Annotated in this window: 25 protein-coding genes; 18 read left to right on the forward strand and 7 right to left on the reverse strand. The window is 55.9% G+C overall.

Annotated elements, in window-relative coordinates; genetic code table 11:
• Positions 1 to 30: 30 nt before the first annotated feature.
• The 3 genes from LZP96_RS04750 to LZP96_RS04760 all read left to right on the forward strand — a co-directional run bounded on the left by LZP96_RS04750 (position 31) and on the right by LZP96_RS04760 (position 3,228).
• A complete protein-coding gene (locus LZP96_RS04750) occupies positions 31 to 1,530 on the forward strand; it encodes a PTS transporter subunit EIIC (RefSeq protein ID WP_064325133.1) in 1,500 nt (499 codons plus the stop codon).
• Between the two features lie 83 nt (positions 1,531 to 1,613).
• The gene (malI, locus tag LZP96_RS04755) at positions 1,614 to 2,630 is read left to right on the forward strand and encodes a Mal regulon transcriptional regulator MalI (RefSeq protein ID WP_064325132.1); all 1,017 of its coding nucleotides are present in this window, start codon (positions 1,614 to 1,616) and stop codon (positions 2,628 to 2,630) included.
• A 73-nt stretch (positions 2,631 to 2,703) separates the two neighbouring features.
• Positions 2,704 to 3,228 carry a metal-dependent hydrolase gene (locus LZP96_RS04760; protein WP_064325131.1) on the forward strand — a complete coding sequence of 175 codons (525 nt, stop codon included), beginning with the start codon at positions 2,704 to 2,706 and terminating at the stop codon, positions 3,226 to 3,228.
• Between the two features lie 283 nt (positions 3,229 to 3,511).
• Here the strand turns inward: LZP96_RS04760 and cysS are convergent, their stop codons facing one another.
• Positions 3,512 to 4,897, reverse strand: a complete 1,386-nt coding sequence (gene cysS / locus LZP96_RS04765) for a cysteine--tRNA ligase (RefSeq protein ID WP_064325130.1) — start codon at positions 4,895 to 4,897, stop codon at positions 3,512 to 3,514.
• 174 nt (positions 4,898 to 5,071) lie between these two features.
• Between cysS and ppiB the strand changes: the two genes are divergently transcribed.
• The 7 genes from ppiB (at position 5,072) to mnmH (ending at position 9,820) form a co-directional block, all read left to right on the forward strand.
• The gene (gene ppiB, locus LZP96_RS04770) at positions 5,072 to 5,566 is read left to right on the forward strand and encodes a peptidylprolyl isomerase B (RefSeq protein WP_064325129.1); all 495 of its coding nucleotides are present in this window, start codon (positions 5,072 to 5,074) and stop codon (positions 5,564 to 5,566) included.
• Positions 5,567 to 5,569: 3 nt separating this feature from the next.
• On the forward strand, positions 5,570 to 6,292 hold the full coding sequence (lpxH, locus tag LZP96_RS04775) for a UDP-2,3-diacylglucosamine diphosphatase (protein ID WP_064328074.1): 723 nt from the start codon (positions 5,570 to 5,572) through the stop codon (positions 6,290 to 6,292).
• A gap of 148 nt (positions 6,293 to 6,440) precedes the next feature.
• On the forward strand, positions 6,441 to 6,650 hold the full coding sequence (locus LZP96_RS04780) for a YdgH/BhsA/McbA-like domain containing protein (RefSeq protein ID WP_064325128.1): 210 nt from the start codon (positions 6,441 to 6,443) through the stop codon (positions 6,648 to 6,650).
• Positions 6,651 to 6,716: 66 nt separating this feature from the next.
• Positions 6,717 to 6,905, forward strand: coding sequence for a hypothetical protein (locus LZP96_RS04785; RefSeq protein WP_064325127.1), 189 nt, complete (start codon positions 6,717 to 6,719; stop codon positions 6,903 to 6,905).
• A 175-nt stretch (positions 6,906 to 7,080) separates the two neighbouring features.
• Entirely contained in the window at positions 7,081 to 7,590 is a 510-nt protein-coding gene (purE, locus tag LZP96_RS04790; protein ID WP_064325126.1) for a 5-(carboxyamino)imidazole ribonucleotide mutase, read from the forward strand.
• Complete coding sequence (gene purK, locus LZP96_RS04795) at positions 7,587 to 8,654, forward strand: 5-(carboxyamino)imidazole ribonucleotide synthase (RefSeq protein WP_064325125.1); 1,068 nt, start codon at positions 7,587 to 7,589, stop codon at positions 8,652 to 8,654. Before purE ends, purK begins: the two co-directional genes overlap by 4 nt.
• Before the next feature lie 95 nt (positions 8,655 to 8,749).
• A complete protein-coding gene (mnmH, locus tag LZP96_RS04800) occupies positions 8,750 to 9,820 on the forward strand; it encodes a tRNA 2-selenouridine(34) synthase MnmH (RefSeq protein ID WP_064325124.1) in 1,071 nt (356 codons plus the stop codon).
• Positions 9,821 to 9,905: 85 nt separating this feature from the next.
• Here mnmH and LZP96_RS04805 read toward each other — a convergent pair whose 3' ends face one another.
• From LZP96_RS04805 to ybbA, 3 genes are all read right to left on the reverse strand, one after another.
• On the reverse strand, positions 9,906 to 11,051 hold the full coding sequence (locus tag LZP96_RS04805) for a porin (protein ID WP_064325123.1): 1,146 nt from the start codon (positions 11,049 to 11,051) through the stop codon (positions 9,906 to 9,908).
• A 182-nt stretch (positions 11,052 to 11,233) separates the two neighbouring features.
• The gene (ybbP, locus tag LZP96_RS04810; protein WP_064325122.1) at positions 11,234 to 13,648 is read right to left on the reverse strand and encodes a putative ABC transporter permease subunit YbbP; all 2,415 of its coding nucleotides are present in this window, start codon (positions 13,646 to 13,648) and stop codon (positions 11,234 to 11,236) included.
• Entirely contained in the window at positions 13,645 to 14,331 is a 687-nt protein-coding gene (ybbA, locus tag LZP96_RS04815) for a putative ABC transporter ATP-binding protein YbbA (RefSeq protein WP_064325121.1), read from the reverse strand. Before ybbA ends, ybbP begins: the two co-directional genes overlap by 4 nt.
• Between ybbA and tesA the strand changes: the two genes are divergently transcribed.
• Genes tesA through LZP96_RS04830 form a run of 3 tightly spaced genes read left to right on the forward strand, consistent with a single transcriptional unit; the run spans position 14,302 to position 16,637 of the window.
• Positions 14,302 to 14,925 carry a multifunctional acyl-CoA thioesterase I/protease I/lysophospholipase L1 gene (gene tesA / locus LZP96_RS04820; RefSeq protein WP_064325120.1) on the forward strand — a complete coding sequence of 208 codons (624 nt, stop codon included), beginning with the start codon at positions 14,302 to 14,304 and terminating at the stop codon, positions 14,923 to 14,925. The two genes, ybbA and tesA, sit on opposite strands and share 30 nt — an antisense overlap.
• A complete protein-coding gene (locus LZP96_RS04825; protein ID WP_087892570.1) occupies positions 14,915 to 15,724 on the forward strand; it encodes an SDR family oxidoreductase in 810 nt (269 codons plus the stop codon). Before tesA ends, LZP96_RS04825 begins: the two co-directional genes overlap by 11 nt.
• A gap of 58 nt (positions 15,725 to 15,782) precedes the next feature.
• Positions 15,783 to 16,637: a co-chaperone YbbN gene (locus tag LZP96_RS04830; RefSeq protein WP_064325118.1), complete on the forward strand. Its 855-nt coding sequence runs from the start codon at positions 15,783 to 15,785 to the stop codon at positions 16,635 to 16,637.
• 22 nt (positions 16,638 to 16,659) lie between these two features.
• Here the strand turns inward: LZP96_RS04830 and fetB are convergent, their stop codons facing one another.
• Both fetB and fetA read right to left on the reverse strand, forming a co-directional pair.
• Complete coding sequence (gene fetB / locus LZP96_RS04835; RefSeq protein ID WP_064325117.1) at positions 16,660 to 17,442, reverse strand: iron efflux ABC transporter permease subunit FetB; 783 nt, start codon at positions 17,440 to 17,442, stop codon at positions 16,660 to 16,662.
• A complete protein-coding gene (gene fetA / locus LZP96_RS04840) occupies positions 17,435 to 18,106 on the reverse strand; it encodes an iron efflux ABC transporter ATP-binding subunit FetA (protein ID WP_064325116.1) in 672 nt (223 codons plus the stop codon). The genes fetB and fetA overlap by 8 nt, the downstream gene beginning before the upstream one ends.
• Before the next feature lie 134 nt (positions 18,107 to 18,240).
• Here fetA and LZP96_RS04845 point away from each other — a divergent pair, with 134 nt between their 5' ends.
• Positions 18,241 to 19,155 carry an SPFH domain-containing protein gene (locus LZP96_RS04845; protein ID WP_258925709.1) on the forward strand — a complete coding sequence of 305 codons (915 nt, stop codon included), beginning with the start codon at positions 18,241 to 18,243 and terminating at the stop codon, positions 19,153 to 19,155.
• A complete protein-coding gene (locus tag LZP96_RS04850) occupies positions 19,152 to 19,604 on the forward strand; it encodes an NfeD family protein (protein WP_064325114.1) in 453 nt (150 codons plus the stop codon). Before LZP96_RS04845 ends, LZP96_RS04850 begins: the two co-directional genes overlap by 4 nt.
• Here LZP96_RS04850 and cueR read toward each other — a convergent pair.
• Complete coding sequence (cueR, locus tag LZP96_RS04855; protein WP_064325113.1) at positions 19,601 to 20,011, reverse strand: Cu(I)-responsive transcriptional regulator; 411 nt, start codon at positions 20,009 to 20,011, stop codon at positions 19,601 to 19,603. The two genes, LZP96_RS04850 and cueR, sit on opposite strands and share 4 nt — an antisense overlap.
• A gap of 226 nt (positions 20,012 to 20,237) precedes the next feature.
• On the opposite strand from cueR, the gene copA reads away from it, so the two are divergent.
• From copA to ybaK, 3 genes are all read left to right on the forward strand, one after another.
• Complete coding sequence (gene copA, locus LZP96_RS04860) at positions 20,238 to 22,736, forward strand: copper-exporting P-type ATPase CopA (RefSeq protein WP_258925710.1); 2,499 nt, start codon at positions 20,238 to 20,240, stop codon at positions 22,734 to 22,736.
• A gap of 50 nt (positions 22,737 to 22,786) precedes the next feature.
• Positions 22,787 to 23,581, forward strand: a complete 795-nt coding sequence (locus tag LZP96_RS04865) for a TraB/GumN family protein (RefSeq protein WP_064325111.1) — start codon at positions 22,787 to 22,789, stop codon at positions 23,579 to 23,581.
• A 198-nt stretch (positions 23,582 to 23,779) separates the two neighbouring features.
• A complete protein-coding gene (gene ybaK, locus LZP96_RS04870; protein WP_064325110.1) occupies positions 23,780 to 24,259 on the forward strand; it encodes a Cys-tRNA(Pro)/Cys-tRNA(Cys) deacylase YbaK in 480 nt (159 codons plus the stop codon).
• Positions 24,260 to 24,284: the final 25 nt, after the last annotated feature.

Here is a 24,284-nt window from a genome sequence, read left to right on the forward strand (position 1 = left end):
CTAAAAAAGCGCTTTTCGGGGGAAATCAGCATGGGTCTGATATCAGGGTTTGTTAAATCGTTGTCGAAGTTATCGATGATTGGCCGCGCGCTTATGCTGCCAATTTCACTGTTGCCTGCTGCGGGTCTGTTACTGGCCTTTGGCGATAAATTCCATCTGCCGCTGATGATGAATGCGGGCGGGGTTATTTTTGATAACCTGCCGATGCTGTTTGCCATTGGTTCAGCGGTGGGTCTGGCGTCTGAATCCGGCATTGCTGCGCTGTCGGCGGCGGTATCGGTCTTTGTAACAAACATTACCATCAGCACGGTGCTGAGCATAACGCCAGAAATGGCGTCGCAAGGCGGAAAATACGCGATGGTGGTCGGGATCCCCACGCTGCAGATGGGCGTCTTTGGCGGCCTGATTTGCGGTATTCTCGCCGCATGGTGTTACAACCGTTTTCATACCCTGCAATTACCCGAATTCCTCGGCTTCTTCTCAGGGAAACGCTTTGTCGCCATTGCTACCGCACTGCTGTCGTTCCTTCTCGGCTTGCTGTTGCCTTACATCTGGCAGCATATTCAGTCCGGTATTGATGCGCTGTCGGTGGTGGTGAACGGCGATAACCAGGCCGCCTCGACCTTTATTTTTGGTCTGGTCGAACGTGCTCTGATCCCGCTGGGCCTGCACCACATCTGGTATCCCTCTTTCTGGTACTCCTTCGGGGATTATACAACCCAGGCAGGCCAGGTAATTCATGGTGACCAGACCATCTGGTTCAAAATGCTGGAAGAAGGGGTAAAATCCTTTAGCAGCGACACCTACCAGAACGCCGGTAAGTTTATGCAGGGTGAATTCCCGCTGATGTTATTTGCCCTGCCTGCGGCATGTCTGGCGATGTATCACGAAGCCCATACCAAAAATAAGAAAATCGCTGCCGGTATTCTGTTCTCCGCGGCCCTGACCTGCTTCCTGACGGGGATCACCGAGCCGGTTGAGTTCACCTTTATCTTTGTGGCCCCGATTCTGTACGTCTTTAACGCCATCATGGCGGGTCTGGCCTACATGACCATGTATCTGATGCATGCGCATATCGCCAAGTCGTTCTCTGCGGGCTTTATTGATTATGTGTCATTCGGCATTTTGCCGTCCTTCAACGGGTATCAGACCAACTTCCTGAATGCGATTATCATCGGGGTTCCGATGGCGCTGATTTACTACTTCACGTTCCGCTTCGTTATCCGTCGTTTCGATGTGAAAACGCCCGGCCGTACTGAGGTGACCACGAGCGCGAATGACAAAACCGACACGGAAATCGCCACCGATATTATCGGCCTGCTGGGCGGCGCGCAGAACATCAGCTCCGTTGGTTCCTGCATCACCCGACTGCGTCTTGAAGTGGATAAAAGCGAGGCGGTGAACAAGGATGGGCTAAATGCCCTGGGTGCGCGTGGCGTCGTCTTTGTTGGTGACAATGGTATTCAGGTGATTTTCGGTGCCAGAGCACAGTTTATCGCACAGACCATGTCCACCCTGATCGGCAAATAATAAGATGCCTGAAAGACACGTCTGCTGTACGCTGGGAGACGTGTCTTATCTGGCTGATAATCGGTAAATTTCAGGGAGCGGTTTTGAAGAAAGTCAGCATTATTGATGTCGCAAAACATGCGGGCGTCTCGGTTTCGACCGTGTCGCTGGTGTTACGTCAGAAAGGGAAAATCTCAGAGGCCACCACTGAGAAAGTCCACGCCGCCATCAACCTGCTTGGCTATGTTCATAACGTCGCCGCTGCCAATCTTCGCGCCAACACCTCCAATCTTATCGGCCTGATCCTGCGCGATTTCAGCGACAGCTTTTCCATAAAAGTGATGGCAAGCATTGTACTGGAGCTGGAAAAGCAGGGATTCATGGTCTTTCTCGGACAGCCGCTCAACGATCATGAACATCTTGAGCGCTGCCTGCTTTCATTTAAACAGCAGGGCGTTGCCGGGGTTATTTATCTCTCATCCGACACGCGGACGCCGCATCTGCCGGAAAAAATCCGCCAGAACCCGCTGCCGATGGTCGTGGTCTCGCAGTCCTTGCTGGAAGATAAATGCAATCTGGTTATGCGTGACAACCGTCAGGCGGCCAACCTCGCGACCCGATATCTGATCGAACGCGGACATCGCAACATTGCCTATGTGGGCGGTCAGGAAGGGTGTCTGATTCGCGAACAGCGTTTGCTGGGATTTCGCAGCGCAATGCAACAGTATGGTCTGGTCAGCCGTGAGGAGTCGACGCCGGCCTGCAGCGACGATACGCAAGCCGTCAGCTTTACCACGCGTCAGTTACTGGAAAAAAACAACACCATTACCGCCCTGCTGTGTCACTCTCCCGATGCGATGATTGGCTCCATCTCCGGCATTCATCAGGTGGGCCGAACGGTGGGCAAAGACGTTTTCCTTACGCAACAGGTCGCGCTGGTAGGCTTTGAAGATATGCTTCACGTGAATCTCACCTCGCCATCATTTACCTATGTCTCCTCGGCAAGCGAAGAGACGGGTCGTCAGGCGGCCGGGTTAATGATTCGTAAGCTGAAAGAGCCGGACCTGCAAATCCAGCGAATTACCCTGTCCGGGCAACTTATCGCACGGGAATCAGCGTAATTTCAGAGTTTCACGCCGGTCCCGCGACGCGCTTTCACTGGTATATTCCCCTGATTTGCTCTGGAGCATTACCATGCCAACCATTGTTACCCACGCCGCTGTTCCCCTTTGCTTAGGAGTAGGGCTGGGAACCAAAATCATTCCCCCTCGCCTGCTGTTTGCGGGCATCGTTCTGGCCATGCTGCCGGATGCCGACGTGCTGGCGTTTAAGTTCGGTATCGCCTACGGGAATATCTTTGGTCATCGCGGCTTTACCCATTCGCTGCTCTTTGCTTTTGTGGTGCCGATACTCTGCGTGTTGATTGGGCGGCGATGGTTACGGGCGAGCCTGACCCGATGCTGGCTTTTTTTGACGGTGTCGCTGCTGTCGCACAGTTTACTGGATTCGATAACGACAGGCGGAAAAGGGGTCGGCTGGCTATGGCCCTGGTCAGATGAACGTTTCTTTGCGCCCTGGCAGGTTATCCGGGTGGCCCCTTTTGCGCTGTCGCGTTATACCACGCCCTATGGGCATCAGGTGATTTATTCAGAACTACTGTGGGTGTGGTTGCCGGGCGTGGTGGTGATGGGGCTGTTGTGGTGGAGACGTGCGCGCTGATGCCCTCACCCCAACCCTCTCCCACAGGGAGAGGGAGTATCGGAGCTGTCCTCTCGCTTAGGGAGAGGGAGTATCGGTGCTGCCCTCTCGCGTAGGGAGAGGGAGTATCGGAGCTGCCCTCTCGCTTAGGGAGAGGGAGTATCGGCGCTGCCCTCTCGCTTAGGGAGAGGGAGTATCGGCGCTGCCTTCTCGCTTAGGAAGAGGGAGTATCGGCGCTGCCTTCTCGCTTAGGGAGAGGGAGTATCGGCGCTGCCCTCTCGCATAAGGAGAGGGTCAGGGGCGATTACTTACGACGCCAGATCGTTCCCTGAGGGCCATCTTCCAGCACAATGCCCATCTCGGTCAGGCGATTACGCGCCGCATCGGCTGCCGCCCAGTCTTTAGCCTGTCGCGCTTCCAGACGCGCCGTGATCAGGGCTTCAATCTCAGCCACTTCGTCATCGTCGGTTTGTGCGCCACTTTGCAGGAACACTTCAGGATCCTGCTCCAGCAGGCCCAGTACAGCGGCAAGCTTGCGCAGATGTGATGCCAGCGCATTCGCGGCGGCGACATCTTCGACTTTCAGGCGGTTAATCTCACGGGCCATATCAAACAGAACGGAATAGGCTTCCGGGGTGTTGAAATCGTCGTTCATCACTTCGATGAAGCGCGCTTCGAAAGCCTCACCGCCTGCCGCAGGAACCGATGTGTCGGTGCCGCGAATCGCGATGTAGAGACGCTCCAGCGCGGAACGTGCCTGTTTAAGGTTCTCTTCGCTGTAGTTAAGCTGGCTGCGATAGTGGCCAGACATCAGGAAGTAACGCACGGTTTCCGCGTCGTAGTATTTCAGCACATCACGCACGGTAAAGAAGTTATCCAGCGATTTCGACATCTTCTCGCGGTCAACCATCACCATTCCGGAGTGCATCCAGTAGTTAACGTACTCACCGCCGTGGGCACAGGTTGACTGAGCGATTTCGTTCTCATGGTGCGGGAACATCAGATCCGAGCCGCCGCCGTGGATATCGAAATGGTTGCCCAGCTGTTTGCAGTTCATCGCGGAACATTCGATGTGCCAGCCAGGACGTCCTTCGCCCCACGGAGAAGGCCAGCTTGGTTCGCCCGCTTTCGACATCTTCCACAGAACAAAGTCCATTGGGTTACGCTTCACGTCGACCACGTCAACGCGGGCGCCCGCCTGCAGCTGATCCAGATCCTGACGGGACAGCTGACCGTATGCAGGATCGGTAGGCACGGAGAACATCACGTCGCCATTATCCGCCACATAAGCGTGGCCGCGTTCGATAAGCGTTGCCGTGATCTCAATAATTTCATGGATATGATGAGTCGCACGCGGCTCGCTGTCCGGGCGCAGAATGTTCAGCGCGTCAAAATCTTTGTGCATTTCAACGATCATTCTGTCGACCAGATCGACAAAGCTTTCCCCTTTTTCGTTGGCGCGCTTAATGATTTTGTCGTCAATATCGGTAATATTGCGGACATATTTCAGCGTATAGCCCAAAAAGCGCAGGTAACGAGACACAACGTCGAAGGCGACAAAGGTGCGGCCATGGCCAATATGACAGAGATCGTAAACCGTAATACCACACACGTACATGCCGACTTCCCCGGCATGGATAGGTTTAAATTCCTCTTTTTGGCGCGTCATAGTATTAAAGATTTTTAACATCGAAGATTCCATGTGAGACGTGTGTGGATAGAAACTTTACTATCATACCCATTATTCGTCATCGAAGCAGCACACAATGCAAGGTGATCGCGTCCAGAGGTTATGCTATAACAAGCCCCTAGATGTGACCCGAACCAGGGTCGACGTACCACAATAACGGAACAGGATGCAAAAATGGTTACTCTGCACACTAATCATGGCGATATCGTCATCAAAACCTTCGATGACAAAGCGCCTGAAACAGTTAAAAACTTCCTGGACTACTGCCGCGAAGGTTTCTACAACAACACTATTTTCCACCGTGTGATCAATGGCTTTATGATCCAGGGCGGCGGTTTCGAACCTGGTATGCACCAGAAAGAGACCAAAGAAGCGATTAAAAACGAAGCAAACAACGGTCTGAAAAACACCCGTGGCACGCTGGCGATGGCGCGTACCCAGGCCCCTCACTCGGCAACCGCACAGTTCTTCATCAACGTGGCTGACAACGACTTCCTGAACTTCTCCGGCGAAAGCCTGCAGGGTTGGGGTTACTGCGTGTTCGCAGAAGTGGTTGAAGGTATGGACGTGGTTGAGAAAATCAAAGGCGTTTCTACTGGCCGCAGCGGTATGCATCAGGACGTTCCAAAAGAAGACGTGATCATTACAAGCGTGACTGTCAGCGAGTAATTGGTGGCGACACTTTTTATTGCGGATCTTCATCTGCAAACAGAAGAACCGGCGATTACCGCCGGTTTTCTGCGTTTTTTACAGGGCGAAGCACGCAAGGCTGACGCGTTGTATATTCTTGGCGACTTGTTTGAAGCCTGGATTGGCGACGACGACCCTAATCCACTTCATCGTGACGTTGCCGCCGCGATCCACTCCCTGGTGAAGGCGGGCGTTCCCTGCTATTTCCTCCACGGTAACCGCGATTTTCTCATCGGCAAACGCTTCGCCCGCGAAAGCGGCATGACCTTGCTGCCGGAAGAAAAGGTGCTCGACCTGTATGGTCGCCAGGTGCTGATCATGCATGGCGATACGCTCTGTACCGACGACACGGGCTATCTGGCGTTTCGCGCAAAGGTCCATACGCCCTGGATCCAAACGCTCTTCCTCGCGCTGCCGCTGTTTATCCGTAAACGCATTGCGGCAAAAATGCGTGCAGACAGCAAAGCTGCAAACAGCAGCAAATCGATGACGATTATGGATGTAAATCCGCAGGCGGTGGTCAACGTGATGGAGAAACATGCGGTGCAGTGGCTTATCCACGGGCATACCCATCGCCCGGACGTGCATGCGCTGAGCGCCAACGGCATGCCCGCTCATCGTGTCGTGCTGGGTGCCTGGCATCGTGAAGGCTCCATGGTCAAAGTCACTCCTGATGCAGTGGAGCTGATTGCTTTCCCGTTCTGACCCGTCATTTTTACTTCATAGAATAGTTCATATTTTTTGAACGATATCTGCAAATTGTTTCGATTTTAATCAACCGATGGTCGGTCTATTATTTATCACATCAGGGCAACACGCCCTACTCCAGATAAATTGCTTAAGGAATACGACCATGAAATCCATCAAAACTTTCGTTGCAGTTGCGGCTCTCTCTCTGCTCTCTTTCGGTTCTTTCGCACAAAGCTTAAGCGCGAACGCCTCAACGCTTGACCGTGCAGAAGCCATTATTGCCGCCAAAGCGGCTGAACAGGGTGCGTCCTACAAAATCACCAGCGCTCAGTTCGACAACCGTGTGCATATGACCGCTGAACTGACTCACTAACGATGATGATTGCCGTGCCGCCCGTACATCAGCGACAGCGACAAGACGATGAGAAAGGACAAGAGAATGAAAAAGATGAGCATCGTAAGCGCCCTGCTTTTGGCCGCGTCACTGTCGACTGGCGCAGTGGCGGCAGAGCATCGCGTCTTAACACCTGAAGCAGGTTCCAATATGGACACCCACGCGCAGCAGAATCATATTGAAGTGAGCCACGCGTTCGATAAAGAGAGCCTGACCGCCGGTAATCTGCTGTAAAAAAACGCCGACATTTCACGCAACAGACCGCCCTTAGCGCGGTCTGTTTTGTTTTGCAAAACGCCTGACAACGGCTGACGTTTTGACCACGCAACCGTTTTCCTTGCCCGTATTACATGCTATTCTCTGTGCCCTCGAAAGCAGTGTGTTTCGCACCACAGGAGTTTTAAGACGCATGTCTTCCCGCAATAATCCGGCGCGTGTCGCCATCGTGATGGGGTCCAAAAGCGACTGGGCTACCATGCAATTCGCCGCCGAAATCTTCGAAATCCTGAACGTTCCGCACCATATTGAAGTGGTTTCCGCGCACCGCACACCTGACAAACTGTTCAGCTTCGCCGAAGGCGCAGAAGAGAACGGGTATGAGGTGATCATTGCCGGTGCGGGCGGTGCAGCACATCTGCCCGGCATGATTGCCGCCAAAACGCTGGTGCCCGTTCTGGGCGTGCCGGTACAGAGCGCCGCGTTAAGCGGTGTCGACAGCCTCTATTCTATTGTTCAGATGCCGCGCGGTATTCCCGTCGGTACGCTGGCGATTGGCAAAGCGGGTGCCGCGAACGCCGCCCTGCTGGCCGCACAAATTCTGGCCACCCACGATAAGGCCTTGCATCAGCGTCTGGCGGACTGGCGCAAATCGCAGACCGATGAAGTGCTGGACAATCCGGACCCGCGGGGTGAGGCATGAAGCAGGTTTGCGTCCTTGGCAATGGTCAGTTAGGCCGCATGCTGCGCCAGGCGGGCGAACCGCTGGGCATTTCGGTCTGGCCTGTCGGACTGGATGCTGAACCCGAAGCCGTGCCGTTCCAGCAAAGCGTGATTACCGCAGAGATTGAACGCTGGCCGGAAACCGCTCTGACCCGCGAGCTGGCACGGCATAACGCCTTTGTTAACCGCGATGTTTTCCCGATCATTGCTGACCGTCTGACGCAAAAACAGCTCTTCGATAAGCTCGGTCTGGCGACCGCGCCGTGGCAACTCCTGGCGGATAAACGCGAATGGAATAACGTTTTCGCCACGCTGGGGGAACTGGCCATCGTGAAGCGTCGCGTCGGGGGCTATGATGGCCGTGGACAGTGGCGTTTACGCGCCAGCGAAACCGCTGAGCTGCCGGATGATTGCTACGGCGAATGTATCGTTGAGCAGGGCATTAACTTTAGCGGCGAAGTGTCACTGGTCGGGGCGCGCGCTCACGACGGCAGCACCGTCTTTTATCCACTGACCCACAATCTGCATCAGGACGGCATTCTGCGCACCAGCGTGGTGTTCCCACAGGCCAATCCTGACCAGCAGTCTCAGGCGGAAGCAATGCTCTCTGCGATCATGCATGAGCTGGGTTACGTGGGCGTCATGGCGATGGAATGCTTTGTCACGCCTGCCGGTCTGCTGATTAACGAGCTGGCGCCGCGAGTCCACAACAGCGGCCACTGGACGCAAAACGGGGCGTCGATCAGTCAGTTTGAACTGCATCTGCGAGCCATTACTGATCTGCCCCTGCCGGTGCCGGTGGTCAACAGCCCGTCAGTCATGATCAATCTGATCGGTACCGATCTGAATGAAAACTGGCTGAAACTGCCGCTGGTGCATTTGCACTGGTACGACAAAGAGGTGCGTCCAGGCCGTAAAGTGGGCCACCTGAACCTGAATGATATCGATACGGACCGCCTGAGCGCGACCCTTGAAGCCATCATTCCGTTGCTGCCGCCAGAGTACGCCAGCGGAATTGTCTGGGCGCAATCAAAGCTGAAATAAGCGATATGTGCCGGGGAGTTGATCTTCCCCTTCCCCGGCCTCTTACAACGCGCGTAAAATCCCCGTCCATTGCTGTTTAGTTTTCTGGAATAACCATGAACGATGGAATGGACTATCGCGCGATCCTCGCGTCCGATACCCCTTTAATCGACGTTCGCGCGCCGATCGAGTTTGCGCAGGGCGCGATGCCTGCCGCTATCAACCTGCCCTTAATGAACGACGACGAACGTGCCGCGGTTGGGACCTGCTACAAGCGACAGGGACCCGAAGCCGCGCTGGCCCTCGGCCATAGCCTGGTGCAAGGCGAAAGCCGTGATGCCCGAATCCAGGCCTGGCGCGAGGCGTGCCTGGCCCATCCTGTGGGATATCTTTGCTGCGCGCGCGGCGGCCAGCGCTCGCACATTACCCAGGCGTGGCTGAAAGAGGCCGGAGTCGACTACCCCCTGGTGGCGGGCGGTTATAAAGCGCTGCGTCAGACGGCGATAGAGGTTACGGCTGAGCAGGCGCAAAAACCGATGGTGCTCATCGGCGGCTGCACCGGCAGCGGTAAAACGCTGCTGGTGAAACAGCATCCGCAGGGTATTGATCTGGAAGGGCTTGCACATCATCGCGGCTCGTCGTTTGGCCGGACGCTGCTGCCACAGCTTTCCCAGGCGAGCTTTGAAAACCAGCTAGCCGTTGCGCTGTTAAAAAAAGAGGCCGCACGCTGGGTGCTGGAAGATGAAGGCCGGATGATTGGCTCCAACCACCTGCCGGAATGCCTGCGCGACAGCATGGTACAGGCGGCGATCGTGGTGGTGGAAGATCCGTTTGACGTTCGTCTTGAACGTCTTCGTGAAGAGTATTTCGATCATATGTGGGCAGATTTTTCTGCCGCATACGGCGAGGATGCGGGCTGGCAGGCATATAGCGAATACTTACATCACGGCCTTTTCGCGATTCGCCGTCGACTGGGGCTACAACGCTTTGCGCAATTCACCGCCCTGCTCGATTGCGCGCTGCTGGAACAAAAACGGACAGGTGGCACTGACGCTCACTTCAGCTGGCTTGTGCCGCTGCTGAATGACTATTACGACCCGATGTACCGCTATCAGCTTGAAAAGAAAGCCGACAAGATTGTTTATCGCGGGACGTTCGCCGAAATTGCGGACTGGTTAAATCGCTAAAAAAAGCCGGGGGCGGCTACGCCTTCCCCGGCCTGCACGTTGTTTGCAGCCCCGGTAAGCGAAACGCCACCGGGGAACAGACGTCTTAGAAGTCGTAACGCAGACGCACCAGGTTCATATCACCCAGGTTGTCGGTGCTGGACGTGAACACGTGTTCGTAATCCACACGGAAACCGTAATCCAGCTGGAAGCTAATGCCCACGCCGTTATCGATGCGCTGGTAGTTACGACCATTCACATACTCGATGCGATCGCCCATAAAATAAGGCTGGATGGATTTAACGGCATACTGCTCGACCGGGAATGTGTAACCTGCGAAGTATTCAATACCCCATGCATCACCGGCAAAGTAGTTGTCAGTAGAGACTTTTTTGGTGGTCAGGAAGTTCTGGTACCAGCCGCCGCCAGCAGAGAAGGTCCAGTTATCCGGTGTCCAGCTCAGCGCCGTACCCAGGATATTCTGGTCATAGGATTTGCTGTCGCCATTATCCGGGTTACGCATATCCGCACGGGTATAGTTCCATGCTGCGCCCCAGGTCAGATCGGTGGTCAGATGATAGTTCAGACCCAGTGAGCCGCCGCCTTTACGTTTGTAACGCAGACCATTGCCCGGCAGGTATTCGCTGTCTTCGAACAGATAAGAAGCATAGATATCCGCATCGCCAACGGTTTTCTTATATTTCAGCATCTTGCGTGAACGATAAGATCCATCATAGTCGCCGTTAATACCGTTACCTGACGCCTGACCGATCATGTCATAGTCCCAGATATCGGTTTTCGCACCGACCACATCGTAGTAAACGCTGTTTTGTTGGCCGTAGGTCAGCGTACCCCAGGTATCACTTTTCAGGCCGGTGTAGAGCATACGACGAGAGGTGTCGTGTGCGCCTTCAGCGTAGTGATTGTCCCAGTTGAACTGAGCCGGGATGTTCACGCCCAGCTCGTAGTAGCTGATCCAGCTAATATCGTCGAACAGGTAATAATCGGCGGCGAAACGGAAACGGGTGCCACCGTCAAAACCGTTGCGCTTATAGCCGTTTTTGCCGTCGTCGCCGGTCATATTCTGGAACTGGGGACGAATACTGCCGCCCACGGTGAAGTTAAGACGGCTCAGCGGGTTACCTGCCTGAGGGTCTTGTTTCAATACGGTGATTTCTGCCTGGCTGGCGAAAGAAGTCATTGCTAATGCTGCGCCGATCGTTGCCGCCAGCGCTGTTTTAGTTATCGTCATTATTATTCCTTGATAGACACGCTGCTAATTATTTAGCAGACGAATAATATCCGGAATTAAACCGCTCGTGTGGCCGGGTTTTTAATGATTTGTGCGGGTAAACAGAGGGGTATTATCAATTTGTGCTGCCAAATGATTACGCACCAGCATAAAAACCGGTGCGCAATCATAACGGGAGGTTATTAACTAACGAACTGCCGGAAAAGCGCCTTTCCTTTCAGCAGACGCGTGCCGAGCCAGCCGCCACACAGTGACAACAGTAACGCGCCGCAGATCGGCAAAATGAGCCACAATCGCCAGTCTGGCTCCCACGGGAAGTCAAAGACTTTGGTCTGGAGCAGCGCCAGCGCAGTTTCTGCGCCAATGGCGGCCACCAGCCCGGAGACCAGCCCCAGCAGCGCAAACTCACACCACAGCGTGGTACGCAGCAGTTTTTTACCTGCGCCAAGCGTGCGATAGACCACCAGCTCCTGATGTCGCTGACGCATCCCCACCTGGACCTGTGCCAGAAGCAGCAGTACGCCGCACGCGGTAACGAGGACAACCATCACCTCCAGCGCACGACTGACCTGTTCCAGAACCTGTCCCACCTGCTTCAGGATCGCCCCGATATCAAGCAGGCTCACCGTCGGGAACTCACGATTAAGCTGGGTCAACATGCCGTTGCCCTTCTCCCAGCGGAAGCTGGTGAGCCAACTCTGCGGCTGTCCGTCGAGTGCGCCCGCAGGGAAGATAAAGAAGAAGTTCGGACGCAGGCTTTCCCAGTCCACTTTACGCAGGCTGGTGACTTTGGCACTGAATTCCTGGGTGTCTCCGGTAAACGTGACGGTATCGCCCAACGTCACCTTCAGACGCCCCGCCAGCCCCTCTTCCATCGACACTTCCCCCGCTTTCGGTGGCCAGGTGCCGGCAACGATCGGATTGTGATCCGGACGTTTATCCTGCCAGGTCAGATTCAGCTCGCGGTTCAGCGACTCATCCTGGCTCCCCTCCGTCGCCTTGCCGTTAATTTGGGTCAGCCGCGCGCGGACAATGGGGTAGAACGACTCAGGGATAATCTGATGTTCCGCCAGGAAGGTTTTTAACGGCGTCACCTGTTCCGGCGCGATATTAATCAGAAAATAGTTTGGGCTTTCAGGCGGAAGTTGCTGTTGCCAGCGATCCAGCAAATCGCCGCGCAACACCAGCAGCATCGCCAGTAACATAAATGAGAGTGAGAACGCTGAAAGCTGGCTGAGCGTGGACCACGGTTGACGCAACAGGCGATTCACCGCCAGGCGTACCGGCAGGGAATGAAGCGTGACCCTTTTTAAGAGGCTAAGCAGAAGCCAGCCCAGCGCGCCACAGAGCATTGCCAGCACCACCGCCCCCGCCAGCACGGCCCAGAGAAGCATACTGCCGCCCATCAGCCAGGCCAGCAATCCCACCACCACACAGACGATAACGGGAAGATAAACTTTGAGCGGCCAGACGTTCGCCACCGCGTCACGACGCAGGACACGCAGCGGCTGCGTGGCAAGAAGCAAACGATACGGACGTAGGCCTACCAGCAGGGAAATCACCCCCATCGCCCCTATCGACCATAGCCAGGGCCACAGGCTGGCCGCCGGAAGCGCCGCAGGCAAAACAGGCTTGAGCAACACCATCAGGAGCTTTTCAAACAGCAGCCCTATCGCGCCCCCCGTCACGGCGGAAAGCACCAGCACGGCCAGCCACTGACCCACGATCAGTTTTCGCAACTGTGCCCGGCCCGCGCCCAGCGTTTTGAGGATCGCCACCAGATCGTAACGGCTGCGGCAATAGTGCCCCATCGCCACCGCGACCGCCGCAACGGCCAGCAGCAGCGTCAGCAGTGCAGAGAGCAATAAAAATTGCTGCGAGCGCTCCAGCGATTTCCCGAGCGCGCCGTCGTCCTGCTCCATGCCGGTCCAGCGATGTTCAGGCTTAAGCTGAGGCAGCAGCCATTTTTCATAGGATGCCAGCTGTGCCGGCGTTCCGCCGAACTTATAACGCCAGGTCACCCGACTGCCCGGCTGCACCGCGCCGGTTTTCTCTACGTCAGCGGTGTTCATGAGTAACCGCGGCGCCATCTGAAAGGGGTTGAAACCGGAATCCGGCTCCTGGTTCACTTCCCCCGCAATGGTGAACGTCGCGTCGCCAACGTCAATCTTGTCGCCGGTTTTAAGGTTTAACAACGCCATCAGGCGTGGCGCCAGCAGGACGGAGCCTGCGGTTGGCTTGAGTCCCGGTGGCGTGGTCTGTAAATCGCCATACATCGGATAGATATCGTCAACGGCCTTCACGCTAGCCAGCTGCGGGGTATCGGCGGCAAAGGTCATCGTCTGGAAGGTCAGTTGCTTACCGACCTTCAATCCGATCCGCTGCGCTTCATCGAGCCAGGCCTGAGGCACGTCGCGGGAACTGCTGAGCGTCCTGTCACCGGCCATAAATTCACGGCTTTGCTGGCTCAGCCCTTTTTCCATACGATCGCTGACGCTGCCCAGCGCCAGCACGCAGGCGACGGCCAGACTCAATGCCAGCCAGACAATCAATAACGATGGCGAGCGCCATTCCCGCCAGAACCAGCGTGCGATCATGCTTCCTCCTGCAATTGGCCATTCACCAGCCGCAGGCGGCGGTCGCAGCGGGCTGCCAGCTGAGGATCGTGCGTCACCAGAATCAGGGTGGTGCCATGTTCACGGTTGAGCGTAAACAGCAGGTCGGCAATTTTATCCCCCGTCTGGCGATCGAGATTGCCGGTGGGTTCATCAGCAAACAGCACGTCCGGACGCCCGTTAAAGGCACGCGCCAGCGCTACTCGCTGCTGCTCCCCGCCGGAAAGCTGTGCCGGAAGATGATCGAGGCGTTTCCCCAGGCCAAGCTGTTCAAGGAGTGCTTTCGCGTGGTCACGGCTTTGACGGGTATTTTCACCGCGCAGCAAACCAGGCAGCTCGACGTTCTCCAGCGCATTTAAGGTGGGAATGAGCATAAACGACTGAAAGACAAAGCCGATATGCTTTGCCCGAAGCGCAGCGCGCGCCTCTTCATCCAGCCTGTGCAGCGGCTGGCCCACCAGATTGACCTCGCCACTGCTGCCGTCGTCAAGCCCGGCAAGGATCGCCAGCAGGGTGGATTTACCGGAACCCGACTCACCAATCAGGGCAATGCTTTCCCCGCGTTTGACAACGAGTTCAACTCCGGTGAGGATGGATAGCTCGTGTTCCCCCTGACCGACGGACTTCTTAAGATGATGAACTGCAACAATGTTTTCCGCTGGCATTTGCCCTTCCTGTTTCTGATTCTGATGACCTTTCGCGCCGCCGCGGCGGACACATTACTGGTTCTGGGCGATAGCCTGAGCGCAGGCTATCGAATGGCGGCCACCGCGGCCTGGCCTGCGCTGCTTAACGAGAAATGGCAGGCCCGGACGCCGGTGCTGAATGCCAGCATCAGCGGCGATACCTCGCAGCAAGGGCTGGCCCGGCTGCCCGCGCTCCTGAAACAACATCAGCCGCGCTGGGTGTTAGTAGAACTGGGCGGTAACGACGGTTTGCGCGGCTTCCAGCCTCAACAGACGGAGCAAACCCTGCGTAAAATCATACAGGATATCAAGGCCGCCAATGCGCAACCGCTGCTGATGCAAATTCGTCTGCCCGCAAACTACGGTCGCCGTTATAATGAATCCTTTAGCGCGATCTATCCAAAACTGGCCAAAGAGTTTGATATCCCCCTCCTGCCGTTTTTTATGGAGGAAGTCTATCTGAAACCACAATGGATGCAGGATGATGGCATTCACCCTAATCGCGACGCTCAGCCGTTTATTGCCGACTGGATGGCAACACGACTGGCACCTCTAGTTAAACATGACTCTTAATTCAGCGGAGATCCTGACAGGTAAAGTTATGCAAAAATCGGTCTTAATTACAGGATGTTCCAGCGGAATTGGCCTTGAAAGCGCCTTAGAATTAAAACGCCAGGGATTTTGGGTATTGGCCGCCTGCCGTAAACCCGACGATGTCGAGCGGATGAACGGTAAGGGACTGACCGGCATATTGCTGGATCTCGACTCCCCCGAGAGCATCGAACGCGCCGCCGCCGAAACGATCGCGCTGACGGACAATCGCCTGTATGGCCTGTTCAATAACGCCGGTTTCGGCATGTATGGCCCGCTGGAAACCATTACGCGCGAGCAAATGGAACAGCAGTTTTCCGCCAACTTCTTTGGCGTACATCAGCTGACCATGGCACTGCTCCCTGCCATGCTGCCGCACGGCGAGGGCCGAATCGTCATGACCTCTTCCGTCATGGGGCTGATTTCCACGCCGGGCCGCGGCGCGTATGCGGCCAGCAAATATGCTCTTGAAGCCTGGTCCGACGCGCTACGTATGGAGTTGCGCCATAGCGGCATCAAAGTCAGCCTGATTGAACCCGGCCCGATTCGCACCCGCTTCACGGAAAACGTTAATCAGACCCAGTCCGATAAGCCGGTCGAAAATCCCGGCATCGCGGCTCGCTTTACCCTTGGGCCAGAGGCGGTCGTCGCAAAAGTACGTCATGCTTTTGAAAGTGACCGTCCCAAAATGCGCTATCCGGTCACCCTGGTCACCCATGCCGTCGGGTGGCTGAAGCGGCTGTTGCCGGGCCGCATGATGGATAAAATTTTACGCGGGTGAGTTGAAGCCTCGCTCCTCACCCCCATGTATTTATCAAACTGATAACTGAGAATTTCGTATGTCCGAACAGAATATTGTCAACATCACCGAAGCGAACCTGCAACAGACGCTTGAACAGTCAATGGTTAAACCTGTGCTGTTCTATTTCTGGTCCGAGCGGAGCCAGCATTGCCTGGAGCTGACGCCGGTGCTGGATCGCCTCGCCGCTCAGTACAATGGTCAGTTTATTCTGGCAAAGCTGGACTGTGACGCCGAGCAGCGCGTCGCCGCGCAGTTTGGCCTGCGCGCCATTCCGACCGTTTATCTGTTCCAGAATGGTCAACCGGTGGACGGTTTCCAGGGCCCACAACCGGAAGAGGCGATCCGCGCCCTGCTTGAAAAAGTGCTGCCCCGCGAAGAAGAGTTAAAAGCGCAGGAAGCCATCGCGCTGATGCAGGAAGGGAAATATGACGAGGCGCTGCCGCTGCTGAAGGAGGCCTGGCAGCTCTCAAACCAGGACAGCCAGATTGGACTGCTGCTGGCGGAAACGCAGATCGCCCTGAACCGTTCTGACGATGCGCAGGTCGTTCTGAATACGGTTCCGTTGCAGGATCAGGATACCCGCTATCAGGGCCTTATCGCCCAGATTGAACTGCTGAAGCAGGCTGCCGATACGCCGGAAATCCAGCAACTGCAGCAGCAGGTGGCTGACAAACCTGACGATGCCGCGCTGGCCAGTCAGCTTGCGTTACAGCTGCACCAGGTGGGCCGCAATGAAGAAGCCCTTGAGCTCCTGTTCGCGCACCTGAGCACAGATTTAACCGCCGCCGACGGACAGGCGCGAAAGGTCTTCCAGGAGATCCTCGCGGCGCTTGGGACCGGGGATGCGCTGGCGTCGCGCTATCGCCGCCAGCTTTACGCCCTGCTGTACTGATACCTGCGGCCCGGTGATCGCTTCACCGGGCTTTTTTCAGCTGCGTCACCACCAGCTGGTGGCGGGCATTATAGAACTTCCGGTAGGTCAAATAGCAGGCGATGATGGTCGACAGGCTCGCCGTTGACAGCAGCATAAACGTCACCATTATTTGATATTTAATCGCTTTAACCGGATCGATACCGGCAAAGATCAGCCCGGACATCATACCCGGCAGGCTCACCAGCCCGACCGTTTTCGCTGAATCCACCGTCGGGATCAGCGACGAGCGAATACTTTCCCGAATCAGCCCCGCTGAGGCCGTTTTGGGCGTCGCGCCCAGACTGAGTTTTTCCTGAATCTGCTGCTGTTCGCTGCTGAAGCGCTGGCCAAGATTGTTGTAACACAACCCCACCGCCACCATGGCATTCCCCGCGATCATCCCGGAAATGGGGATGACCTGCATCGGCGTAAATTCAATTGAGCCAGAAAAAACCAGCACGGTCAGGGTAAGCGCTGTTCCGGTGGCAATTGCGATGAACGAAGAGACAAAGGCTTTATCAATATATTTACTGCGTTTCTGCGCGTTCCAGGCCGCGTTGAAGCAGATAAACAGGACCATTAATAACGTCAGTACCGCGTGATTAACGTTGAAGATGTATTTCAGCACATAGCCGACGATAATCAGCTGAATCACCGCGCGGCAGATACTCCAGATAATGTCCTTTTCCAGCCCGAGTTTCTCGCGGTAGCTCACGAGGATCGCCACGAGCACCAGAATCATGGAGAAAGCCAGCGATTCATTCGTAATATTATGCTCACCCATGATACGTCTCCTGCCCTTCCCCGGGCTGCGGCTGAAGCAGAAGCACCTCATCCGCGTGTTTTATTTCATCTGCGTCATGCGTGACCCACAGCACCGCCACATTGTGTTCTTTGGCATAGCGATGAATGATGTCATTCACATTTTGTTTATTGCGCTCATCCAGTGCGCTGGTCACCTCATCCAGCAGCAAGACGTCGGGCAAAAATTGCAGATAACGCATCAAGGACACCCGCTGTTTCTCACCGCCAGACAGTTCGGAAACGGACTTTGTCAGCGTATCAGGGGATAATCCGAAACGCTCCAGATCGGCGATAAAGGCCTCTGGCTCGGGGTTTTTATGTCGAATCTGCCAGGGAAAAATCAGGTTGTCGTAAACGGTATCCCCGAAGAGCGAAGGCGTTTGCACACACCAGGAAACCTGCTGTCGGTAGGCTTCCGGCGAGAGGGTGGCAATGTCTTTGCCTTTAAATAAAATGCGTCCGTGCGTAGGGCTGAGCAGCGAGGCGATAATTTTAAGCAACGTACTTTTCCCGCAGCCTGACGGCCCGGTGATCAGCCTGAATTCCCCGGGCGAGACATTCATGCTGACGTGATTCAGGATGGTCTTCTCGCCCGCACGGTAGCCAACGTCGCTGATTTCCAAAATTAAGTTGTTGTCCTTCATGGCATTCCCTGTTTTATTCCGAAAACCCGTAGTAGTGTAACCGGACGAGTGATTCGCGCGCTATTTTCCCCTTATACTTAAGGTCAACACGCGACGACTTTTTTCGCTAAACGGACGAGTAAACAGGAGGTTTTATGCTTATCGTGGTACCCATTCTTATCTTCGTTGTGCTTATTATTGTGGGAGCAGGCGTCAAGATTGTTCCGCAGGGCTATCAGTGGACGGTGGAGCGCTTTGGTCGCTATACCACTACCCTACAACCCGGCTTGAGCCTGGTGGTCCCCTTTATGGACCGCATTGGCCGCAAAATCAACATGATGGAACAGGTACTGGATATCCCTTCCCAGGAGGTGATCTCCAAGGATAATGCTAACGTCACGATTGATGCCGTCTGCTTCATTCAGGTGATCGACGCGCCAAAAGCCGCCTATGAGGTGAGCAACCTGGAGCTGGCGATTATTAATCTGACGATGACCAATATCCGTACCGTACTCGGCTCCATGGAGCTTGACGAGATGCTCTCTCAGCGCGACAGCATTAACACGCGTCTGCTTCACATTGTCGACCAGGCGACCAATCCGTGGGGGATCAAGGTTACGCGTATCGAAATTCGTGACGTGCGCCCACCGGCAGAGCTTATCTCGTCCATGAACGCGCAAATGAAAGCCGAGCGGACCAAGCGCGCCTACATCCTTGAAGCCGAAGGTATTCGCCAGGCCGAGATCCTGAAAGCTGAAGGGGACAAGCAATCGCAAATCCTGAAGGCCGAAGGCGAACGTCAGTCGGCATTCCTGGAGGCTGAAGCGCGTGAGCGTTCTGCTGAAGCGGAAGCCCGCGCCACGAAAATGGTCTCTGAGGCCATTGCCGCAGGGGATATTCAGGCCGTGAACTACTTCATTGCACAGAAATACACCGATGCCCTGCAGCAAATCGGTTCTGCCAATAACAGCAAAGTGGTGATGATGCCGCTGGACGCCAGCAGTCTGATGGGATCTATCGCGGGTATTGCAGAGCTGGTGAAAGACAGCGGAAACGAGCTTAAAAAATGATTGAGACGATTGCTGCACATCCTCATGTGTTCTGGCTCAGCCTTGGTGGGTTGCTGCTGGCGGCCGAGATGTTGGGCGGCAACGGCTACCTGCTCTGGAGCGGCGTGGCGGCGGTGGTCACCGGGCTGCTCGTCTGGTTGCTGCCCTTTGGCTGGGAGTGGCAAGGCGTGCTGTTTGCCGCTCTGACGCTGATTGCAGCCTGGCTGTGGTGGCGCTGGCTTTCACGTCAGGTGCGCGCGCAAAAACCGGTGGACGCAGCGCTTAACCAGCGAGGCGTACAGCTCATTGGTAAACGCTTCATCCTGGACACCACCCTGGTGAACGGTCGTGGACATGTTCAGGTCGGGGACAGTTCCTGGCCCGTCGTGTCCGAGGATGACCTGATTGCGGGTACGCGCATTGAGGTTATCGCGGTCGAAGGGATTACGCTTCGGGTCAAAGCCTGCTAAGCGCGGCTTTTGCGGTGGCAGCAGCCAGAAAGGTTGTCCATGATGGGACAATCGGCACTGTCATCGCCAGGGCAGGATTCCGCCAGCGTCAAGAGCTGATCCCGCATCGACTGGAGTTCAACGATATGGCGTTCTATCTCGTCCACCTTTTCCAGCGTGCGTTTTTTAACGTCAGCGCTATGACGCTCAGGATCGTTAAACAAATTGACCAGTTCGCCGCACTCTTCCAGGTTAAAGCCAACCTGCCTTGCCTGACGCAATAACGTCAGTTCATCAATATGCCGCGCGGAATAACTGCGATAGCCGTTCTCACTGCGCAATGGCGGCGTGACCAGCCCTTTCTCTTCGTAAAAACGAATGGCTTTGCTGGTTAAACCGGTTTTCTTTGCCACATCGCTAATATTCATTTTTGCTCCTGCACGTTGGCTCACCTGCCCCTGCTTATTGTAAGCCCTTCAGGTCAAGAACCAACCTTCATTACATTCATATACAACGGGGTCTGCTCTGCGCCCAGGATCGTCGCGTCCTGGAATTTACCCGCAAGAGACTTTTTCATTACGCCTTGACCTTCCAGTTACGGGAAGGTTTAAGCTTATAAGCGTAGGTTAACTTATGAAACAAAGGAGCCTGAATATGTCTCAAACTATCGACCTGACCCTGGACGGTTTGACCTGCGGTCATTGCGTCAAACGGGTGAAAGAGAGTCTGGAACAACGACCAGATGTTGAGCAAGCTGACGTCACCCTCGATCATGCCGTTGTGCTGGGCAGTGCCAGCGCGGATACGCTTATCGAAACCATTAAACAAGCCGGATACGGGGCGGAGCTAAGCCACCCAAAGGCTGACCCGCTGACAGCGTCAACAACCCCGTCGGAAGCACTGACAGCGGCAACTCCTGAGCTTCCGGCAGCCAGTGACCTGGATGACAGCCAACAGCTGTTAATCAACGGCATGAGCTGCGCCAGCTGCGTCTCCCGCGTACAACAGGCTTTGCAGGCTGTACCGGGCGTCTCACAGGCACGGGTGAACCTGGCGGAACGCACGGCCCTGGTCATGGGCAGTGCGTCCGCCGCAAATTTAGTTCAGGCCGTCGAAAAAGCAGGCTATGGCGCTGAAGCCATAGAAGACGATCTCGAACGGCGTGAACGTCAGCAAGAAACCGCTATCGCCACCATGAAACGCTTCCGCTGGCAGGCCATCGTTGCGCTGCTGGTCGGGATCCCGGTGATGGTCTGGGGCATGATCGGTGACAACATGATGGTCACCGGGGACAACCGCACCCTGTGGCTGGGTATCGGTATCCTTACCCTTGCGGTCATGGTTTTTGCCGGTGGCCATTTTTATACCAGCGCCTGGAAGAGCCTGAAAAATCGCACGGCGACCATGGATACGCTGGTTGCGCTGGGTACCGGTGCGGCATGGCTCTACTCGATGAGCGTGAACGTCTGGCCGCAGTGGTTCCCGATGGAAGCGCGTCATCTCTACTATGAAGCTAGCGCGATGATCATCGGCCTGATTAACCTGGGCCATATGCTTGAAGCGCGCGCGCGGCAGCGCTCGTCCAAAGCGCTGGAACGTTTACTGGATCTGACTCCGCCGACTGCCCGGGTCGTCACTGACAACGGTGAAAAATCCCTTCCCCTCGCCGAGGTGCAGGCCGGTATGACGCTGCGTTTAACCACGGGCGATCGGGTTCCGGTCGACGGGGAAATTACCCAGGGCGAAGCCTGGCTCGATGAAGCGATGCTGACGGGGGAACCTGTGCCACAGCAAAAATCGGCAGGTGATGCGGTGCATGCCGGGACGGTGGTCCAGGACGGTAGCGTCTTATTCCGCGCCAGCGCCGTGGGGAGTCATACCACGCTGTCACGCATTATTCGCATGGTGCGTCAGGCCCAAAGCAGCAAGCCAGAAATTGGCAAGCTTGCCGATCGGATCTCCGCCGTTTTTGTCCCTGTAGTGGTGGGGATCGCGCTGTTTAGCGCCGCCATCTGGTACTTCTTTGGTCCGGCACCGCAGATTGTTTACACCCTGGTGATTGCCACCACGGTGCTGATCATCGCCTGCCCATGTGCGCTGGGTCTGGCGACGCCGATGTCGATTATCTCCGGCGTCGGACGTGCGGCGGAATTCGGTGCTCTGGTGCGTGATGCCGATGCCCTGCAACGTGCCAGCACGCTGGACACCCTTGTCTTTGATAAAACCGGCACGCTGACCGAAGGCAAGCCGCAGGTTGTGGCGATTCACACGAACGGTCTTTCACAGGAAGAGGCGTTGCGTCTTGCGGCTGCACTTGAACAAGGCTCCAGCCACCCGCTGGCCCACGCTATTCTTGAGAAAGCCGGAACGACCGATCTGCCGCAGATACAAAACTTCCGCACCCTGCGCGGGTTAGGCGTCAGCGGTGATGCTGGCGGACGTCAGGTTCTGCTCGGCAACCTTGCCTTGCTGAATGAACATCACGTCGACACCTCCTCGCTCGATGACGAAGTGAACGCTCAGGCCTCCCGGGGCGCTACGCCGGTCTTAATGGCCGTCGACGGCAAAGCGGAGGCGGTTTTCGCTATCCGTGACCCGCTGCGTCAGGATAGCGTGGCGGCACTTAAGCGTCTGCATCAGGCGGGGTATCGTCTGGTGATGCTGACCGGGGATAACCCGACGACCGCGCATGCTATTGCCCGCGAGGCGGGCATTGACGAGGTGATCGCGGGCGTACTGCCTGACGGTAAGGCTGATGCGATCAAAAAACTGCAGTCTGAAGGACGTCAGGTGGCGATGATCGGCGACGGGATTAACGATGCCCCTGCCCTGGCTCAGGCCGATGTGGGTATTGCCATGGGCGGCGGGAGCGATGTCGCTATTGAAACTGCCGCGATTACCCTGATGCGTCACAGCTTGATGGGCGTCGCCGACGCGCTGGCGATCTCAAAAGCCACGTTGCGCAACATGAAGCAGAACTTGCTGGGCGCCTTTGTTTATAACGCGCTGGGGATACCCATTGCCGCCGGGATCCTGTGGCCGCTTACCGGAACATTACTGAACCCGGTCGTCGCAGGTGCGGCGATGGCGCTGTCGTCTATCACCGTGGTCAGTAACGCCAACCGACTGTTGCGCTTTACACCGAAAGATTGAACCTGAGACGCCTACGCGCTAGCATGATCCTTTCGATTGTGGGAGCGCGTATGAGTCTGTTTCAGCAAATAAAAGCCCGTTTACGCGTCCTTTTCCCCCGCCGATACGCCTGGCCTGCCGTGGATATTCTCTTGTCTGGCGGCCAGCATTTGCATCTGGTGGGAAGCATTCACATGGGGACGCGGGATATGTCGCCGTTACCCTCGGGGCTGTTAAAACAGCTCTCGCGTGCCGACGCTCTGGTCGTCGAAGCGGATATTTCAGGTCACGACTCCCCCTTTGCCGATCTGGCGATCCCCCCTCCGCTCAACGAACGTCTCACTGAATCGCAGCTGGCGGAACTGGAGCGCGTTGCGCAAGAGGTCGGGCTGTCGCTTGCCATGCTCGACACCCAGCCATTGTGGCAAATCGCCATGGTCCTTCAGGCAACGCAGGCGCAGCGTCTGGGGTTACGCGGGGATTACGGCATCGATTTCCAGCTGTTAACGCTCGCCAAATCACGCCAGTTGCCCGTCATTGAACTGGAAGGCGCAGAGAGCCAGGTGGCCCTGTTACGCCAGCTTCCTGAAGATGGTTTACTGTTGCTCGATGACACCCTGACCCACTGGCACACCAATGCCCGCCTGTTGCAAACCATGATCAGCTGGTGGCTGGATGCTCCGCCCTCAGACACGCAGCTGGCATTGCCCTCCACCTTTAGCGAAAGCTTATACGATGTGCTGATGCATGAGCGAAATCAGGCATGGCGGACGCGGCTGCAGGCGCTGCCTGCGGGGCGTTATGTGGTGGCGGTTGGCGCGCTGCATTTATACGGTGAAGGCAATTTACCGTCGTTGCTGAAATAAAAAAATGGCCAATATTTCTATTGGCCCGTCAAAGAGGAATTTCATCGTTATTATTATGCCGGGGGAGACCCCCGGTTGAGCGATTGTCGCTCAAAGTAACCATCACTGCCAACACTATTGCGCAAGATGGTGCTATTTTTTAGACCAATGTCAGGCGTATGCTTTACGTATTGATTGTCTGTGGCAAGAAGGATAGCGATGACTCCCGCCGTTAAATTACTCGAAAAAAATAAAGTGCCTTTCCGCATCCATACCTACGATCACGATCCCAGTGAGACGAACTTTGGTGACGAAGTGGTGCGCAAACTCGGCCTGAATGCGGATCAGGTCTATAAAACGCTGCTGGTCGCGGTCAATGGCGACATGAAACAGCTGGCCGTCGCCGTTACGCCGGTCGCCGGACAGCTGGATCTCAAGAAGGTGGCGAAAGCGCTGGGGGCAAAAAAGGTCGATATGGCTGACCCGATGGTTGCGCAACGCACAACGGGTTATCTGGTGGGCGGTATCAGTCCACTGGGGCAAAAGAAACGTCTGCCTACGCTGATCGATGCCCCGTCACAGACGTTTGAGACCATTTATATTTCCGGCGGCAAGCGCGGGCTGGACATTGAACTGGCCGCAGCCGATCTGGCGAAAATGCTGGACGCAAAATTTGCGGATATTGCACGACGAGAGTGACGTCTATGCCCGGCGGCGCTGCGCG

The sequence above is a fragment of the Huaxiibacter chinensis genome (assembly GCF_022171985.1).
In the GTDB taxonomy this organism is placed as follows: domain Bacteria; phylum Pseudomonadota; class Gammaproteobacteria; order Enterobacterales; family Enterobacteriaceae; genus Enterobacter; species Enterobacter chinensis_A.

What these genes read in the sequence shown, in the direction of transcription:
- LZP96_RS04750 (WP_064325133.1), top strand. Translation starts at nt 31, where the DNA reads ATGGGTCTGATATCAGGGTTTGTTAAATCGTTGTCGAAGTTATCGATG.
- LZP96_RS04760 (WP_064325131.1), top strand. Translation starts at nt 2,704, where the DNA reads ATGCCAACCATTGTTACCCACGCCGCTGTTCCCCTTTGCTTAGGAGTA.
- cysS (WP_064325130.1), bottom strand. Translation starts at nt 4,897, where the DNA reads ATGTTAAAAATCTTTAATACTATGACGCGCCAAAAAGAGGAATTTAAA.
- ppiB (WP_064325129.1), top strand. Translation starts at nt 5,072, where the DNA reads ATGGTTACTCTGCACACTAATCATGGCGATATCGTCATCAAAACCTTC.
- LZP96_RS04780 (WP_064325128.1), top strand. Translation starts at nt 6,441, where the DNA reads ATGAAATCCATCAAAACTTTCGTTGCAGTTGCGGCTCTCTCTCTGCTC.
- LZP96_RS04785 (WP_064325127.1), top strand. Translation starts at nt 6,717, where the DNA reads ATGAAAAAGATGAGCATCGTAAGCGCCCTGCTTTTGGCCGCGTCACTG.
- purE (WP_064325126.1), top strand. Translation starts at nt 7,081, where the DNA reads ATGTCTTCCCGCAATAATCCGGCGCGTGTCGCCATCGTGATGGGGTCC.
- purK (WP_064325125.1), top strand. Translation starts at nt 7,587, where the DNA reads ATGAAGCAGGTTTGCGTCCTTGGCAATGGTCAGTTAGGCCGCATGCTG.
- mnmH (WP_064325124.1), top strand. Translation starts at nt 8,750, where the DNA reads ATGAACGATGGAATGGACTATCGCGCGATCCTCGCGTCCGATACCCCT.
- LZP96_RS04805 (WP_064325123.1), bottom strand. Translation starts at nt 11,051, where the DNA reads ATGACGATAACTAAAACAGCGCTGGCGGCAACGATCGGCGCAGCATTA.
- ybbP (WP_064325122.1), bottom strand. Translation starts at nt 13,648, where the DNA reads ATGATCGCACGCTGGTTCTGGCGGGAATGGCGCTCGCCATCGTTATTG.
- tesA (WP_064325120.1), top strand. Translation starts at nt 14,302, where the DNA reads ATGAACTGCAACAATGTTTTCCGCTGGCATTTGCCCTTCCTGTTTCTG.
- ybbA (WP_064325121.1), bottom strand. Translation starts at nt 14,331, where the DNA reads ATGCCAGCGGAAAACATTGTTGCAGTTCATCATCTTAAGAAGTCCGTC.
- LZP96_RS04825 (WP_087892570.1), top strand. Translation starts at nt 14,915, where the DNA reads ATGACTCTTAATTCAGCGGAGATCCTGACAGGTAAAGTTATGCAAAAA.
- LZP96_RS04830 (WP_064325118.1), top strand. Translation starts at nt 15,783, where the DNA reads ATGTCCGAACAGAATATTGTCAACATCACCGAAGCGAACCTGCAACAG.
- fetB (WP_064325117.1), bottom strand. Translation starts at nt 17,442, where the DNA reads ATGGGTGAGCATAATATTACGAATGAATCGCTGGCTTTCTCCATGATT.
- fetA (WP_064325116.1), bottom strand. Translation starts at nt 18,106, where the DNA reads ATGAAGGACAACAACTTAATTTTGGAAATCAGCGACGTTGGCTACCGT.
- LZP96_RS04845 (WP_258925709.1), top strand. Translation starts at nt 18,241, where the DNA reads ATGCTTATCGTGGTACCCATTCTTATCTTCGTTGTGCTTATTATTGTG.
- LZP96_RS04850 (WP_064325114.1), top strand. Translation starts at nt 19,152, where the DNA reads ATGATTGAGACGATTGCTGCACATCCTCATGTGTTCTGGCTCAGCCTT.
- cueR (WP_064325113.1), bottom strand. Translation starts at nt 20,011, where the DNA reads ATGAATATTAGCGATGTGGCAAAGAAAACCGGTTTAACCAGCAAAGCC.
- copA (WP_258925710.1), top strand. Translation starts at nt 20,238, where the DNA reads ATGTCTCAAACTATCGACCTGACCCTGGACGGTTTGACCTGCGGTCAT.
- LZP96_RS04865 (WP_064325111.1), top strand. Translation starts at nt 22,787, where the DNA reads ATGAGTCTGTTTCAGCAAATAAAAGCCCGTTTACGCGTCCTTTTCCCC.
- ybaK (WP_064325110.1), top strand. Translation starts at nt 23,780, where the DNA reads ATGACTCCCGCCGTTAAATTACTCGAAAAAAATAAAGTGCCTTTCCGC.